We start from the raw sequence: 14,934 nt of genomic DNA on the forward strand, positions 1-14,934 counted from the left end.
GTTGGGGAACGCGAATTTCCTCGCGTGGCGATCGATCACCGGCTCGATCACCCGTGAGGCCGGCGCCGTGTGGCGTTCGGCTCGCACGTGCTTCACCGAGGCCGGGCCGGAGCGCGACACCGCGGTGCAGTCCCTGAAGGCGGCGGGCGCCGCGCTGCTGGCCTGGGCGGTGGCGGGCTGGTGGTGGAACGCGCCGATGGCCCTCCTGGCGCCCTGGACGGCACTGTTCCTTGTCCAGCGCACCGTCTACCGGTCGGTGGTGTCGGGGCTGCAGCAGTTCACCGTGGTCGTGGCGGGCACACTCCTCGCCGCCGGGGCGGGCACGCTCACCCACAACACCATGGCCGCCATGGCCTTGGCGCTGCCGCTCACCGTGCTGCTCGGCACCTACGCGCGCTTCGGCACGGAGGGCCTGTCCGCGCCACGGCCGCCCTCTTCGTTCTCGGCTACGGCTCGTACACGGGCTTCGACATCCTGCACCGGCTCCTGGAGACCCTGGTGGGCGCGGTCATCGGCATCTGCGTGAACGCCTTCGTCCTGCCGCCGGTCCACTCCCGCGATGTCCGCCGGCTGCGGGGGCGACTGCCCGAGGAGTGTGCCGACCTGCTGCACACCGCGGCCGACGGCCTCCGGGAAGCGTACGACCGGGAGGAGGCCCGCGGCTGGTACGAGCGGGCGGTGCGGCTCACCGACGCGGTGACCGATCTCCGGGCCGCGCGGCGCTGGTCGGAGGAGGGCCACCGGCTCGATCCCGGGCACAGGATGCGCCGCTCCGGGTCCGAGCCACCGCCGGCCGGCTGGGACCTCACCTGGGACCGGGTCGCCGAGGACATCCGGGCGACCATGCGCACGCTGACCGAGGCCACCGTGCTGCCGGACGGCGTGCCCGGCATCCTCGCGACACTGCTGCGGGCCGCCGGTGACGTCCTCGGCCTCCAGGAGAGCGACGGCTCCGACGACCGCCGCCGCACCGAGGCCGCGGCGACGGCAGCGGAAGCCCACCACCGGCTGACCCACGTACTGGCCGACGGCCGCTCCGAGACCACTCCCGAGCTGGGCGGCCTGACCGCGGACACCCAACGCCTCCTGGACGACCTCGCGCCACTCACCACGGCACGGCACAAGACGGCCCGCCACCCAGCCGAAAAAACACCCGCGCCCTCCTGACCGACGCGCTCACCGCTCCCCCGAGCCGAGCCCACGGGCAGTCCCGACGCGACAGGCCCGGCCCGGCCGGCCGTGCTCGACGTCGCGGACCGGACGTGGCAGAGCCGACGCGGCCGGCCGACCGGATCGACGCCACCGACCCGGATACGACAGGTCCGAGGTGGCCGGTCGTCGCGGCGCCGCGCACCGGACGCGGCAGGCCCGTTCCGGGGCCACGGATCGGCGTTCCGGAACGGGCCTGCCAGCATGGCTGGCAGCCGAGGGCGGGGTTCAGCCGTCCTTGCCCATGGTCTTGCGGACCGCGTCCCTGGTGCGGTCGACGAGCGCGGCGACCGGACCGAGGGCCAGGTTCTTCTTCGCCGACTCCGTGCCCGGATGGGGACGGGTGGGTGCCATGGCCTCGGCCGCCTTGATGCCGGAGGCCAGGGAGGCGAGGCGCGCGGGGTCCGCGCTGCGGCGGATGTGGATGAACTCATAGCGTTCCTCCGCCCGGGCGTGTGCCATCACCTCGGCGCGCAGGGCGGCGAGTTCGGAGAGGAACTTGGGGTCGTCGGTGTCCGCGTCGTCCAGCCGCGCAAGGGTCTCCTTCGCGGCCTTCTCCTCCGCGAGGCGGTCCTTCACCACGTCCTCGCCACCGGCCACCGACTTCCTGGTGAAGGGGTGGATCACCTCTTCCTCGGCGGTCTCGTGGACCGCGAGCAGCCGCACCAGACGCCTGAAGGCGTCCCGGCGTTCGTCGCCCGTGGACTGCTCGACCTCGTCGAAGAGGTTGCGGATGTCGCCGTGCTGCCGCATCAGCAGGGCCACGACATCGGCGTCGCTCGCCGCGATCCCGGCCATGTCAACTCCTCTCGCGCGAAGCGGCGTCGGGGTGCTCCCCCTCGGTCTGCGAGCGGTACTCGCGGCCGAACATCTCCCGGTGCTGGACCATCACCCGCTCGCTGGGCGGCTCCTCGCCCCCGTGGATCTGCTCCTGCATCCGCTGGAACCGCTCATGGGCCTCCCGCACATAGCCCGTGCCGAGTGTGGTCAGGTCCATCTGGGTGTCCAGGAGTTCGCGGAGGTACGCCTTGTTCGGCTCGAAGGTGAGCACGTTCGGCAGCTCCGGGGCCAGCACCTCCTGCGGCTCGCGCCCGTCATGACGGCGCATCAGATCGCAGGCGATACGGAGGTGTTCGAGCTCCATGTTCAGATGGAGCTCCCAGATCGCCTTCACCTTCGGGTCGGGCTCCGTCTCCATGAACGAGTGGTAGAGGTAGCACTCGTTGTACTCGTGGTGGACGAGCTGCTCCCACCAGCTCTCACCCGGGTCGACCAGCGACTCGTAGTGGGTGACGTGCTCCTCCTCGATGAGGCCGATCTCCTGGTACAGCTGGCGGGCGATCGGCTCCATGTACTGCGGGCCGACGTTCATGTAGAAGTTCATGGTCTGCTGTTCGGCCGACATGATCGTCAGCGCGTGGAGCCTGGAGAGCGGGTCGACCGTCGCACGGTCGTAGGGCTCACGCACGTTGTCGACCGGGTGACGGTGGTGGAGTTTCGTCGGCCTGCCCGGCATCACCTCGGTCAGGCCCTCGACGATCGCGTCCGCCTTGCGGTGCTCGATCATCTCGTACAGGTTGGCGTACCGGTACAGATGGTCGAAGTCCTCCAGGACACCGAACTGGTAGGCCTGCTTGAGGTAGGGGTCCGGTTCCGCCCGGGCGACCCAGCCGGTGAGATCGACCGCCACCTGCTCGTAGGCGATCGTCGTCTCCAGCACCGAAGCCAGGCCGGGCAGCAGCCAGTTGACCACCTTCTGCTGTTGCTGCTCGATGTAACGGACCTCCGCCAGCTGCCTCTTGACCTCCGGGTCGGGACAGTGGCGGGCGAACTGGTGGCTGAAGAGGATCGCCTCGACCTCGATGCCGTTCATGGCGATGATGCGGCAGCGGGTGTAGGGGTCGCAGTGGTCCGGGTCGATCGGTTCGACGTCCAGCTCACGCCAGTTGCGGAGCTGCCGGTCGAGCGGAATGCCTTGCTGTTGCAGGGGGTTGAAGGTCACCTGGGCCTCCTCGTAGAGCTGGGCCGTACAGGGCCCCCGCCGCGTACCCGTGGCCTTTGCGCACAAACGGCTCGGGCGAGGCTCTCCCGAACGGGCTTCGCTGTCGGCCGACCGTGAGGAATCAGCGGGTCCGACATCCGCTCGGCCGGTTACCCAGCAGACGCTCCGTACCTCACGACGTGTCGGTCGCGGGCCGACGGCACCGGAGCAGCGCCGACGTGGTTGCGCCGTCCCGTCCCGTGCCTTCTCAGCTGTGCGTGAGCCGGACGTCCGGTGTCCGGCTCCGTGGCACGACGGGTATCCCGGCTCCGCCGGGACACCGCGGCTGTCGGCGACCGAATCACGGCAGTGTGATCCGGCCTCCCGGGGTACTCGGCGGGCGTCGCACGTCACACGGGCGTGCCTTCGATCCCGAGGGAAGTGGTCCCATGCACGACCGCCCGAACCGAACGGACACGGATCTGCTCGGCATCTACCTCAACGACCATCTCGCCGGAGCCACCCTCGGCACGGACCGGGCCCGGTCGCTGGCCGAGGCCGAGGCCGAGCGGGACCCGGCGCTCGCGGACGCCGTGGGCCCCCTCTCCGACGAGATCGCCGAGGACCGTGCCGACCTGGTGCGGATCATGCGGTCGCTCGATGTCCCCGTACGCCGCTACAAGATCGTCGCGGGCCGGCTGGCCGAGCGGGCGGGTCGGCTCAAGGCCAACGGCCGGATCGTCCGCCGGTCTCCGCTCACCCCCGTCGTGGAGCTGGAGCTGCTGCGTCTGGGCGTGGAGGCGAAGGTCGCCGTCTGGCGGACGCTGCGGCGCCTGGCCGACGCCGACGACCGTCTCGACCCCGTGCGCCTGGACGGCCTCCTCGGCCGCGCCGACCGGCAACTGGACACCCTGGAACAGCTGCGCCTGCGCCAGGTCGACGAGACCTTCAAGCCCCGGGCCGAGGCCCTGGTCACAGCTCGGTAGCCGGGCGCTCCCGAGCGACCGCGCCCCGGCCCTCGCCGTCAGCGCCGAGCCGAGTGTGCCGGCCCGTCGCGGCCGACCGTCAGCGGCGCCGGGCGGTACGGGACGTACGCCGCCCCGTCCAGACCGAGCGCGGTGGCGGAGCGCTGGAGCGCGGCCGGGGTGGCGACGTCGTCCCAGCGGCCGGTGTCGACGCGGTGTTCGAGGGCGTGCAGGGCGGCCACGGTCTCGGCGGTGGTGAACGTGCAGTGGCCCTGCCGCTCGACATAGGCCTGCCGCAGGAGCGCAGCGTCGCCCGAGGCGCGCACCCGGGCGGCGAAGCGGGTCTCCTGCTCCACCGGCACCAGGTTGTCGGCGGTGGTGTGGATGTCGAGCAGGGGCACGTCGAGCCCCTGACCGGCGGAGGACGTCCGCTGCGCGGTACGGACGGCGGCGGGGTCGGCGGTGACCGTGGCGCCCTTGGTCAGCGTGCGCAGGTCGGCGACCAGGTCGAGGCCGGCCGCCCGGTAGAGGGCGCGGACCTGGGGCGCGTGGGTGGAGCCGTTGAGCAGGCGGGCGTAGTCGACGCCCTTGTTCCAGGAGTTGTTGCCGCCGACGGACTGCTCGATGGCGTACCGGCCGCCCTCGACGAACGACAGGATGCCCTGCGCGAACCACGCGTACTGCTGCTCCTGCTGGCCCGCCCAGTCGGTCGGGGCGGGCCGGTCCTTGCCTGGCACCCAGGCGGGCAGGTTGAGGAAGGCGGCGGCCAGCGCGATCCGGGCGCGGCCCTGCGGGGTGGCCTGGGCGGCGTTGACCGCCTTGGTGAGCAGGTCGGCGGTGGCGGCGGCCTCGGCCTGGGTGGCGAACCGTACGAGTTTCACGTCCTGTTCGGGCAGCAGCAGGCGGGCGATCGTGTACTCGGCGTCCAGCTGGTAGTTGTCGAGATCCGTGGCGCCCGCGACCAGACCGCACTGGCCGAGCGCGCCGTCGATGCGCCCGCCGCCGTCCCGGGCCAGCTGCGCGTTGACGAGCCCGCCCATCGAACTGCCCATGGCCAGCGTGCGCGACGGCTCGCCGATCTTCGCGGCGACGGCGTCGATGGTGGCGAACTGGTCCCGCGCGGCGCTCTCCAGGGCCCACATCGAGCCGTTCGGATCGTACGACGACCCGGCCAGCGCATAGCCCTGGGCGAGCAACTCGGTGCGTACGGCCTCGCTCGGGGCGTTCCTCGCGACGAGGGGGCCGAAGCCGTGGCTGAACACCACCAGGGTGCCGTTCCAGTCGTCGGGGACGTCCGCGATCCAGGTGGCACCGTCGGCGAGGGTGCCGGTGAGGTGGCCGGAGACGGCCGCGTCCGGCTGGGCGGCCGACGAGGGGACGGTGGTGAGCGCCACCGAGGTCAGCGTGGCCAGGACGGCCAGGGCGATACGGGAACGGGTGCGGAGTGTGCGGGAACGGGTGTCGGCGGGCATGGAGCGGCTCCTTGCGTGGGGGGTGGCTTACGGAGCGGGACCGTGCGTGTGCTCAGTGCGCTGAGCGAGGACGTGAGGAATGTAGGGCTCATTTCTTGCGGCCGTCAAGATAATGCACAACCATCGGCGGATACGGGCCGCGGTCATTCGGCCCTGATGTTGTCCACGTACGCGACGCCCGTGGTCGCCCCGCCGCTCCCCCGGCCGAGGTACAGGTTGAACGCCGTCACCTTGGCGAGATGAGCCGCGTCGAGTACGGCTCCGGCGTGTTCGGTGTCCCAGGGAGCGGGCGTGAACTCACTGAAGGGTGCCGTGACGTCCTTCCCGTCCGTGTCGGCCAGCAGGAACTGGCGCTCGAAATAGACCCCGTCGGCGACGATCTGGAGGACCCCGCCGTTCGCGGAACCGTCGCCCTTCAGCCACAGCGCCAGGGAGGTGAAGGCGGTCCAGTCCGCGTCGACCGATCTGCCGATGCCGGTGTACTCGGCGCCGGTGAAGTCGTACGTGTACGCCAGCCCGTAGGAGCCCGAGGCCTTGTGCTCGGCCGTCAGGGTGGTGGTGTTGGCGTTGACATGGCTGTACGCCTCGCTCAGGGTGACGTCGTCTCCGCCGTAGCCCTCGAAGTCGTCGATCCAGCCGGCGGGCAGGGGTTCGACCTCGCCGACGAGGACCAGGGCCGAGTCGGTGAGCGTCTCGGCGCCCACCTTCGCGTTCACCGTGAGGGTGATCGAGCCGGTGTCCAGCCAGGCCGGGTCGATCGGCAGGTCGCCCGAGGAGAAGCCGTCGGCGTCGGGGCGCAGCGGTCTGGCGCGTCCGCCGTTCACGGAGTAGGTGACCCGGCTCGCCTTCCCGGATGTGACCCGCACCCGGACGGTGGTGCTGTCGGCCGTCACGCGCTGTCGGTCCGTGGGAGTCACGAGATGCATGAGCGGGGCGTTCCTGACAGCGGTGGTGCGAGCGGAGAACACCCCCCGGAGATCGGCGGCGAACAGGGTGTACGGGTCCTTGTGGTACGTGACGAAGTCCGGCAGCAGGGCATGGCCCGGGTACGGCACGTAGGCGCGGGTGGTACCTCCGAAGTTGGCCCAGGTGAGCATGTGTGTCACCTGGCGGGCCAGCGGGTCCGCCTGGACGGCCCCCAGCAGTTGGGTGAACCACTTCGGGTTGCGGTTCTCGGGGCCGCTCTCCCCGAACTCGGTGAGTGCCGGCGCCTTGCCCCGCTCGTTCGCCAACCGGACCACCATCGCCAGGTCCGTCACCAGGCCGTCCAGCCAGGCGGTCGAGCCGGCGGAGTCGTCGTAGGAGTCGTAGCCGAGAACGTCGACGAACGCGTCGCCCGGGTAGGTCCTGAGGTAGCCCGTCGGGTCGCCTCCGAAACCCGAGTTGGGCGAGTAGGCGTAGAGCAGGTTGTGGACGCCCCTGGTGTCGCGCAGGTATTCGACGGTGTAGCGGAACACCTCGATGTACTCGGCCGAGGTGGTGTGGCCGGCACCCCACCAGAACCAGCCTCCGTTGTTCTCGTGGAAGGGGCGGAAGACGACCGGGATCGCGGTGCCGTCCGGCCGCCGCGCGCCCTTGGCCGCCTTCGCGACACGGTCGAGGAAGGCGTTGAAGTCCGCGTGCTTCGCGCCGCCGGGAAGGATCTGGCCGACCACCCGGCCCGTGGTGTCCCAGAAGTTCCCACCCGTGACGAAGTTCGGCATGTGGGCGCTGAGGATGTTGATCCCGCCGCGTGCGTCGGCCTGTCTGATGCACCGGCTGAGCGCGGCGATGTTCTCGGCCTCGGTTCCGTCCTGGGCGCCGGGCCGTTCGTCGCCGTCGAGGATGAGGGTGTCCCAGCCGAACACAGCGGGGTGGTCGCCCACCGCCGCCCTGGTGTCGGACGCCCTGCCGTCGGGAGTGGCGAAGGTGAAACCGTAGGTGAGGTCGTGCTGGTGACCGAACATGATGCCCTTGCCCTGCTGCCGCTTCAGGTACGCGAACAGCGCGCGGGTGGCGGGTGTCGCTCTGTCGTCGACGATCCGGACCGGCGTCGGCACACCGGCGGACGCCGCGGAGGCGTCGGCCGCGGCGGCCATCGGCGCCGGGGCGCCCGCCGCCAGGGCGACCGTGGCGCCGATGAGGATGAACGCGCGACGGTTCAGGGGAGAGCTGGGCATGTACGTCTCCTTTGACGTGGTGGTTTCTCGTACGCGAGGTGGCTCACCGTCGGCGGCGCCGGGCGCCGTCGGGCAGGGCGGCGCGCGTCGCGTCGGCCGTGCCCGGGGCCCGCGTCACCGGCGGGGGAGGCGGGGGTGGGCGCCGATGCCGCATGCCACCTCTCGCGGTGCGGGCATGCGGGCCCGGATCACTTCGTGGCGCCCCGCGCGAACCCGTTGTAGATGTAGCGCTGGAGGAAGAGGAAGACGACGAGCGTGGGCACGATGACGAGGATCGCCCCGGCCGAGATCGCTTCCCAGTGGGCACCGAAGGGGCCCTTGAAGCGGAACAGGGCGGTGGAGATGGTGCCCAGGCCCTCGGAGGGCATGTAAAGGAAGGGAATGTAGAAGTCGTTGTAGACGGTGATGCCCTTGATGATGACGACGGTGGCGATCGCCGGTTTGAGCAGCGGGAAGATGATCCGCCAGTAGATGGTGAGCGCGTTCGCACCGTCGAGCCGGGCGGCCTCGTCGAGGGAGACGGGGATGGAGCGGATGAACTGCAGGAAGATGTAGATGGACACGATGTCGGTGCCCATGTAGAGCAGGATCGGCGCCCAGCGGGTGTCGAACAGGCCGAAGCTGTTGACCACCTGGAAGGTCGCCACCTGCGTGGTCACGCCCGGTACCAGGGTGGCGACCAGGAACAGCCCCATGACCAGCTTCCGGCCGCGGAAGGTGAACCGGTCGATCGCGTACGCGGTCATCGAGCCGATGATCACCGTGCCGGTGATGGAGAACAGCAGGATGAAGGCGGTGTTCCCGAACGCCGACAGCATGTGGCCGTCGTTGAAGGCGATGGCGTAGTTGGACCAGTTCAGCCAGTCGCCGGGGAGCCGGAACGCGCCTCCCCCTTCCGTCACCTCCTTCGATGTCTTCAGCGAGGTGAGGAACACGACGGACAGGGGGACCAGGACCACCAGCGAGGCGAGCACCAGGGACAGATAGATGAGGGCCGAGCCGACGCCCCGGGGGCGACGGCCGTCCACCGCGTTGGCGGTCATACGAGGTCCACCTTCCCGTCGGGCACGAGGCGGCGCTGGATCCAGGTGACCAACAGAATGATCAGGAGCAGGACGACGGCCGCGGCGGAGGCCAGCCCCGTCTTGTTGAACTGGAACGCGAGCTTCACCGTCTGGATGACGAAGGTCGTGGTGCCGGTGGCGCCGCCGGTCATGATGTAGGGGATCTCGAACACCGACAGGGACCCGGACACGGCGAGGATCACGCTCAGGCTGATCACGGGCCGGATGCTCGGCGCGATCAGGTACCGGAACTGGTGCCACCGCGTGGCGCCGTCGAGTTGGGCCGCCTCGTACAGCTCCCCCGGGATGGACTGGATCGCGCCCAGGAAGAGCACGAAGTTCAGGCCGGTGAAGCGCCAGACGGACACGCCCGCCAGGGAGACGTTCGCGGACGTGGGATCGCCGAGCCAGGCGTGGTCGCTGCCCGCGCCGAACCAGGACAGCACCGAGTCGAGGGTGCCGCCGTCCTGGAAGAAGTACAGGAAGACGAAGCCGATGGCGACGCCGTTGATGAGGTACGGGAAGAACAGGATTCCCTTGAAGAGGTTGCGCAGACGCAGGTTGAAGCTGAGGACGGTCGCGAAGTACAGGGCGATGACGATCTGCACGGCGGACGCGGCCAGGTAGTAGAAGCTGACGAAGAACACCCGGAATAGCTCGGGCCGGGTGAACAGCTCGCTGTAGTTGCCGGCTCCGACGAGGTGGATCTCCGGGCTGACGCCGTCCCAGTCGGTGAAGCTGTAATAGACCATGTTCGCCACGGGCACGTAGGTGAACGTGATCAGCAGGGCCAGCGGGGCCAGCAGGAACAGCCAGGGAGTGACCCTGCTCAGCGGGCCGCGGCCGGGCGGACGGGAACGTCTCTTCGCCGCCCGGCGCGCCCTGCCGCCGGCCGGGCGGGCGGCGGGGTTCTCCTTGCCCACACCGGTGGTGGGCGTGTGTGTGGTGTGGGTCATGTCGGCCTTTCGGTCGTCCGCGGACGCGGTCGGCGGGCTGGGCCCGGCCCGGGGAGTGCCGTCCCCGGGCCCGTGCGCCGCTCTCCGTCAGGAGCCCGCGGTCTCCTTCGCCGCCTCGCTCCACCGCTTGTCGAGGTCGGCGAAGTAGTCCTCCAGGCTGCCGCTCTGGACGCCGCGCGCCATGTCGACCAGCTTCTGCCGGTAGTCGGGCTTGGCCAGGCCGATCTCGGCGGCGTTGTCAATGGCGTTGACCTGGGCGCTCTTTGCCTCGGACCGTTCGAGGAGCGTGACACCGTTGTCCTCGAAGGGCTTCAGGGTGGCGGGCAGGGCGCCCGACCTGGCCGTCGGGACCGAGCCCTCGTTCTGCGCGAAGCCGGACTTCTCGGTGAACCAGTCGATCCACCCGCGCGCGGCGTCCTTGTGCTCGGAGTGGATGCTCACCGCCTGCTGGTAGTCGGGCGAGAGGATCGCGCAGAACTTGCCGTCCTTCTGCGCGGGGAACGGCATGAACCCGATGTCGTCGGGGTTCTTCCCGGCCGTCTTGGCCGCTGCCTGCATCTGGCTGATGGCCCAGGAGCCGAGCTGCATGGTGGCGATCTCGCCGCGGGCGATCAGCCCCTTGGAGGTCTCCCAGTTGGTCGTGGTGGGGTCCTTCTCGGAGAGCTTCTCGTGCACGGTGTCGTAGAGCAGGGTGTCGATGACGTTCAGGTCGCTGCCCTCGGCCCAGGGGGCGGCGGAGGTCGCCAGCTTGTCGTTGGCCTGCGCGTCGCAGCTGACCGAGCCGATGCCCGCGGTGCCGGCGGTCAGCGGCCACTGGTCCTTGAAGTTCGTGTAGTACGGCACCGCGCCGGTCCTGGCCTTGACGGCCTTGAGGCCGTCAAGGAACTCCTGCGGGCTGGTGGGCCAGGCGGTGACGCCGGCCTTCTTCCACACCGCCTTGTTGTAGACGAACCCGTTGGCGTTGCCCACGGTGGCGAGGCCGTACACCTTGCCGGCGACGTCCGTGTTGCCGGTGAAGCGGTACTTCCCGCTCAGCGCGGCGGCGCTGCCGAGCGAGGCGAAGAACGAGGGGTAGTCCTTCTTGGCGACGGCGTTCGGGATCATCAGCACGTCACCGTAGTTCTCGGTGTTCATGCGGATCTTGACCTCACCCTCGTAGTCGGTGATGGCCTCGAATTTCACCGTCACCTTGGGGTAGATCCTGTTGAACTCGGCTGCGTACTTTTTCATCGTGCCGTTCTGCACCAGGTCCGTGCGGTGCGTCAGGACGGTGATGGTGCCGGACACACCGCCCGGGTCCGTCGCCGCGGCAGCGGCCTCGCCCTTCGGCGCCGCCGCCCCCGTGCAGGCCGTCGCGGTGAGCGCGGTGACGGCGATCAGTGCGGCGACGGCAAACGTCTTCCTCCCCATGTGCCCCAGCTCCTTACAGGTTGCGGCTCTGCCCGCCTTTGGGCTGTCGGCACTATGGCACCGAGAAATTGAACCGGTAAAGCTCCTCTTCCTATCGCGATACGCAATCGTTATGCGAGGAGTCCGCGAATGGCGTTCTTCGCTGGATAAAGGCAAGAAAAACCAAATAAATAGGGCATCCGAGTTGGGCTAGACCGGTTTATGGACACCATGGATCTGGGCAGCTAGGTTGGCGGGCGCCGTTACCAGAACCAACCTTGCGTCTCGTGAGGGGAACCCCATATGAAGGACGTCACCCTGCTCAGCGACGGGTGGGGGCTGCGCCATGAGGACGCGGTGCTGCCTGCCCGGGTACCGGGCTGTGTACACACCGATCTGCTGGCCGCGGGGCTCATTCCGGATCCTTTCCTCGGCACCAACGAGCACGACGTGGCCTGGGTCGGCGACCGGGCCTGGACGTACACCGCCCGGCTCACGGCCCAGACCGCCCACGAGCGCACTGACCTGGTCTTCGACGGCCTCGACACCGCGGCCGAGATCACCCTCGGCGGGGAGGTGCTCGGCCGGACCCGCAACATGCACCGCACCCACCGCTTCGACGTCACCGGCCGCGCCGAAGAGCTCCTGGTGCGCTTCGACCCGGCCCGCGCGGAGGCGGAGGCGGTACGCGCGGCGGTCGGTGACCGGCCCAACGTCTATCCCGAACCGTCCCAGTACATCCGCAAGATGGCGTGCAGCTTCGGCTGGGACTGGGGCCCCACCGTCGTCACCGCCGGGATCTGGCGGCCCACCCGGCTGGAGCACTGGTCGACCGCCCGGATCGCCCGGGTCCGGCCCCTGGTCACGGTCACCGGGACGCACGGCCGGGTGGAGGCGCACCTCACGCTGGAGCGCACCGCCACCGGCCAGGGACGCCCCCTGACCGCGCGGGCCTCGGTGGCCGGCGTCGACACCGAGATCACCTTCGAGGGCACCGAGGCGACCGTCACCCTGGACGTCTCCGAGCCGGAGCTGTGGTGGCCGCGCGGTCACGGCGAACAGCCGCTGTACGACCTGACGGTCACCCTCGCCGACGGCACCACCCCGCTCGACACCTGGCATCGCCGCATCGGCTTCCGCACGGTCGAACTGGACCGCACGGCCGACGAACACGGCACCGGCTTCACCCTCGTCGTCAACGGAGTGCGCCTCTTCGCCCGGGGCGTCAACTGGATCCCCGACGACGTCCTGCCCTCCCGCGTCACCCCGGAGCGCTACCGCCACCGCCTCACCCAGGCCGTCGCGGCGAACATCGACCTCGTCCGCGTCTGGGGCGGCGGCATCTACGAGGACGACGCCTTCTACGACGTGTGCGACGAACTCGGGCTGATGGTCTGGCAGGACTTCCTGTTCGCCTGCTCCGCCTACCCCGAGGAGCAGCCGCTGCGCGGCGAGGTGGAGGCCGAGGCGCGGGAGAACGTCGTACGCCTGATGCCGCATCCCTCGCTCGTGCTGTGGAACGGCAACAACGAGAACCTCTGGGGCTTCCGGGACTGGGGCTGGGAGTCCGAACTCGCCGGTGACTCCTGGGGCGAGGGGTACTACCTGGGCCTGCTGCCGCGTGTCGTCGCCGAGTTGGACCCCACCCGGCCGTACACGGCGGGCAGCCCCTGGTCCGGTTCCTGGGACCACCACCCCAATGACCCGGCACACGGCACCCATCACTCCTGGGAGGTGTGGAACCGCCGGGACTTCGCCGAGTACCGCGACAGCGTGCCCCGGTTCGTCGCCGAGTTCGGCTGGCAGGCGCCGCCCGCGCTGGCCACCCTGCGCCGCGCGCTGCCCGGCGAGAACCTCGCCCCCGACTCGCCCGGCATGCTCCACCACCAGAAGGCCGAGGACGGAAACGGCAAGCTCGACCGCGGGGTCGCCCGCCATTTCGCCGTCCCCGAGGGCGACTTCGACCGCTGGCACTACCTGACGCAGGTGGTCCAGGCCCGGGCCGTCGCCGCCGGGATCGAGCACTGGCGCTCCCACTGGCCGGTCTGCGCGGGCACCGTCGTATGGCAGCTGAACGACTGCTGGCCGGTCAGCTCCTGGGCGGCCATCGACGGGGACGGCCGGCTCAAGCCGCTCTACCACGAGCTGCGCCGCGTCTACGCGGACCGGTTGCTCACCCTCCAGCCCGCCCCGGACGGTGTGGTGCTGGCCCTGGCCAACCAGTCGGCCGCGCCCTGGGCGGCCCGGGTCACCGTGCGCCGGATGACCGCCGACGGCGCGGTCGTCGCCGAGGCGTCGCTCGGGGCCGACGTGGACGCGCGCGGCGCGGTACGCCTTCCCCTCCCCGAGGAGCTCGCGCTGGGCGCGGAGGGCGTCAAGGAGTTCCTGGTGGCGGACGCCGACGGCCTGCGCGCGCTGCACTTCGCCGTCCCGGACCGCGATTTCGCCTACCCGAAGCCGCTGTTCGACGTACAGGTGGAGGAGGTGGGCGATTCCGGGGCGGACGCTACAGTCGACGTCGTGGTCACAGCACGCACCCTGGTACGCGATCTCCTTCTGCAGCCCGACCGCCTCTCCCCGGAGGCGGTGGCCGACACGGGTCTGGTCACCCTGCTCCGCGGCGAGCGGGTCCGTATCAGGGTCTCGGGCTGGTCCGAACCCAGCGTCGACGGTGCCCGCTCGGCGATCTTCTGCGTGGACCCGGCGTGAGCGCACCCACCCAACGCGTCACCATCAAGGACGTCGCGGCCCGGGCCGGCGTGTCGAAGGGAGCGGTGTCCCTCGCCTTCAACGGCAGGCCCGGAGTCTCCGACACGACCCGGGACCGCATCTTCCAGGCGGCCCGTGAGCTGGGCTGGTCGCCCAACGTCCGGGCCCGCAGCCTGTCGTCCGGCGCCAAGGTGGACACCATCGGCCTCGCGATCTGCCGGCCTGCCCGGCTGCTCGGCCTGGAACCCTTCTACATGGAGTTCATCTCCGGGGTCGAGAGCGTGCTCGCCGAGCGGTCCTGCTCGCTCCTGCTGCACCTGGTGCGGGACGTGGACGAGGAGATCGCACTCCAGCAGCGGTGGTGGCAGGGCCAGCAGATCGGCGGATCGATCCTGGTCGACCTCCGCGAGAACGACCCCCGCGTACCCGCGCTGCGGGCCGTCGGCCTCCCGGCGGTGGCGGTCGGCCACCCGTCGCTGACCGGCGGCTTCACCTCGGTGTGGACGGACGACGCCACAGCCGCCACCGAGGCCGTACGGTATCTGGCGGCCCTCGGCCACCGCCGCATCGCCCGGGTCGGCGGGCCCGCCGGGCTCGGCCACAGCGCCATCCGCGCGAAGGCGTTCGTCGAGGCCACGCGGGCCCTGGGCATCGCCGACGACCTCCAGGTCACCACGGGTTACGAGGGCGAGGAAGGCGCCCGCGCCACCCGCTCACTGCTCCTGATGGCCGATCGGCCGACGGCCATCCTCTACGACAACGACATCATGGCCGTCGCCGGCAACGCCGTCGCCGCGGAACTGGGCCTCTCGGTGCCGCGCGACCTCTCCCTGCTCGCCTGGGACGACTCCCAGCTGTGCCGGCTGACCCACCCCCCGCTGTCCGCGATGAGCCACGACGTGCACGGCTTCGGCGCGGACGTCGCCCGAACCCTCTTCGCGGTCATCGACGACGAGAACCCGGCGTCCCACCAGGTCGCCACGCCCTCCCTCACCCCGCGCGGATCGACGGCACCACCGCTGGCGTAGGA

At 70.4% G+C, this 14,934-nt stretch carries 12 protein-coding genes; 5 read left to right on the top strand and 7 right to left on the bottom strand.

Annotated elements, in window-relative coordinates; genetic code table 11:
- Window position 1 precedes the first annotated feature (1 nt).
- Both IEY89_RS40535 and IEY89_RS40540 read left to right on the top strand, forming a co-directional pair.
- Window positions 2–526, top strand: a complete 525-nt coding sequence (locus IEY89_RS40535) for an aromatic acid exporter family protein (RefSeq protein ID WP_229695149.1) — start codon at window positions 2–4, stop codon at window positions 524–526.
- Entirely contained in the window at window positions 499–1,167 is a 669-nt protein-coding gene (locus IEY89_RS40540) for an aromatic acid exporter family protein (protein WP_229695150.1), read from the top strand. The genes IEY89_RS40535 and IEY89_RS40540 overlap by 28 nt, the downstream gene beginning before the upstream one ends.
- 270 nt (window positions 1,168–1,437) lie before the next feature.
- Here the strand turns inward: IEY89_RS40540 and IEY89_RS11135 are convergent, their stop codons facing one another.
- A complete protein-coding gene (locus IEY89_RS11135) occupies window positions 1,438–2,007 on the bottom strand; it encodes a hemerythrin domain-containing protein (RefSeq protein ID WP_189147162.1) in 570 nt (189 codons plus the stop codon).
- Window position 2,008: 1 nt separating this feature from the next.
- The gene (locus IEY89_RS11140) at window positions 2,009–3,211 is read right to left on the bottom strand and encodes a hypothetical protein (protein ID WP_189147163.1); all 1,203 of its coding nucleotides are present in this window, start codon (window positions 3,209–3,211) and stop codon (window positions 2,009–2,011) included.
- A 428-nt stretch (window positions 3,212–3,639) separates the two neighbouring features.
- Between IEY89_RS11140 and IEY89_RS11145 the strand changes: the two genes are divergently transcribed.
- Entirely contained in the window at window positions 3,640–4,176 is a 537-nt protein-coding gene (locus tag IEY89_RS11145; protein ID WP_189147164.1) for a hypothetical protein, read from the top strand.
- A 38-nt stretch (window positions 4,177–4,214) separates the two neighbouring features.
- On the opposite strand, the gene IEY89_RS11150 is transcribed toward IEY89_RS11145, so the two are convergent.
- The 5 genes from IEY89_RS11150 to IEY89_RS11170 all read right to left on the bottom strand — a co-directional run bounded on the left by IEY89_RS11150 (window position 4,215) and on the right by IEY89_RS11170 (window position 11,216).
- Window positions 4,215–5,627 carry an alpha/beta hydrolase gene (locus tag IEY89_RS11150; protein WP_189147165.1) on the bottom strand — a complete coding sequence of 471 codons (1,413 nt, stop codon included), beginning with the start codon at window positions 5,625–5,627 and terminating at the stop codon, window positions 4,215–4,217.
- 143 nt (window positions 5,628–5,770) lie between these two features.
- Window positions 5,771–7,786 (bottom strand): glycosyl hydrolase, encoded by a 2,016-nt coding sequence (locus IEY89_RS11155; protein ID WP_189147166.1) that lies wholly within the window; start codon window positions 7,784–7,786, stop codon window positions 5,771–5,773.
- A gap of 188 nt (window positions 7,787–7,974) precedes the next feature.
- The gene (locus IEY89_RS11160) at window positions 7,975–8,829 is read right to left on the bottom strand and encodes a carbohydrate ABC transporter permease (RefSeq protein WP_189147167.1); all 855 of its coding nucleotides are present in this window, start codon (window positions 8,827–8,829) and stop codon (window positions 7,975–7,977) included.
- Window positions 8,826–9,806: a carbohydrate ABC transporter permease gene (locus IEY89_RS11165; protein WP_189147168.1), complete on the bottom strand. Its 981-nt coding sequence runs from the start codon at window positions 9,804–9,806 to the stop codon at window positions 8,826–8,828. Before IEY89_RS11165 ends, IEY89_RS11160 begins: the two co-directional genes overlap by 4 nt.
- An 87-nt stretch (window positions 9,807–9,893) precedes the next feature.
- A complete protein-coding gene (locus IEY89_RS11170; protein ID WP_189147169.1) occupies window positions 9,894–11,216 on the bottom strand; it encodes an ABC transporter substrate-binding protein in 1,323 nt (440 codons plus the stop codon).
- Window positions 11,217–11,498: 282 nt separating this feature from the next.
- Between IEY89_RS11170 and IEY89_RS11175 the strand changes: the two genes are divergently transcribed.
- Together IEY89_RS11175 and IEY89_RS11180 are read left to right on the top strand one after the other, a co-directional pair.
- Window positions 11,499–13,904, top strand: a complete 2,406-nt coding sequence (locus tag IEY89_RS11175) for a glycoside hydrolase family 2 protein (RefSeq protein WP_189147170.1) — start codon at window positions 11,499–11,501, stop codon at window positions 13,902–13,904.
- Window positions 13,901–14,932 (top strand): LacI family DNA-binding transcriptional regulator, encoded by a 1,032-nt coding sequence (locus IEY89_RS11180; protein WP_189147171.1) that lies wholly within the window; start codon window positions 13,901–13,903, stop codon window positions 14,930–14,932. Before IEY89_RS11175 ends, IEY89_RS11180 begins: the two co-directional genes overlap by 4 nt.
- The last annotated feature ends 2 nt before the right edge of the window (window positions 14,933–14,934 follow it).

Origin of the sequence: Streptomyces lacrimifluminis, assembly GCF_014646095.1 — a bacterium.
GTDB classification, from domain to species: domain Bacteria; phylum Actinomycetota; class Actinomycetes; order Streptomycetales; family Streptomycetaceae; genus Streptomyces; species Streptomyces lacrimifluminis.

Excerpts from the sequence above, each read along its gene's own strand:
- IEY89_RS11135 (WP_189147162.1), bottom strand. The coding sequence starts at position 2,007 with ATGGCCGGGATCGCGGCGAGCGACGCCGATGTCGTGGCCCTGCTGATG.
- IEY89_RS11145 (WP_189147164.1), top strand. The coding sequence starts at position 3,640 with ATGCACGACCGCCCGAACCGAACGGACACGGATCTGCTCGGCATCTAC.
- IEY89_RS11150 (WP_189147165.1), bottom strand. The coding sequence starts at position 5,627 with ATGCCCGCCGACACCCGTTCCCGCACACTCCGCACCCGTTCCCGTATC.
- IEY89_RS11155 (WP_189147166.1), bottom strand. The coding sequence starts at position 7,786 with ATGCCCAGCTCTCCCCTGAACCGTCGCGCGTTCATCCTCATCGGCGCC.
- IEY89_RS11160 (WP_189147167.1), bottom strand. The coding sequence starts at position 8,829 with ATGACCGCCAACGCGGTGGACGGCCGTCGCCCCCGGGGCGTCGGCTCG.
- IEY89_RS11165 (WP_189147168.1), bottom strand. The coding sequence starts at position 9,806 with ATGACCCACACCACACACACGCCCACCACCGGTGTGGGCAAGGAGAAC.
- IEY89_RS11170 (WP_189147169.1), bottom strand. The coding sequence starts at position 11,216 with ATGGGGAGGAAGACGTTTGCCGTCGCCGCACTGATCGCCGTCACCGCG.
- IEY89_RS11175 (WP_189147170.1), top strand. The coding sequence starts at position 11,499 with ATGAAGGACGTCACCCTGCTCAGCGACGGGTGGGGGCTGCGCCATGAG.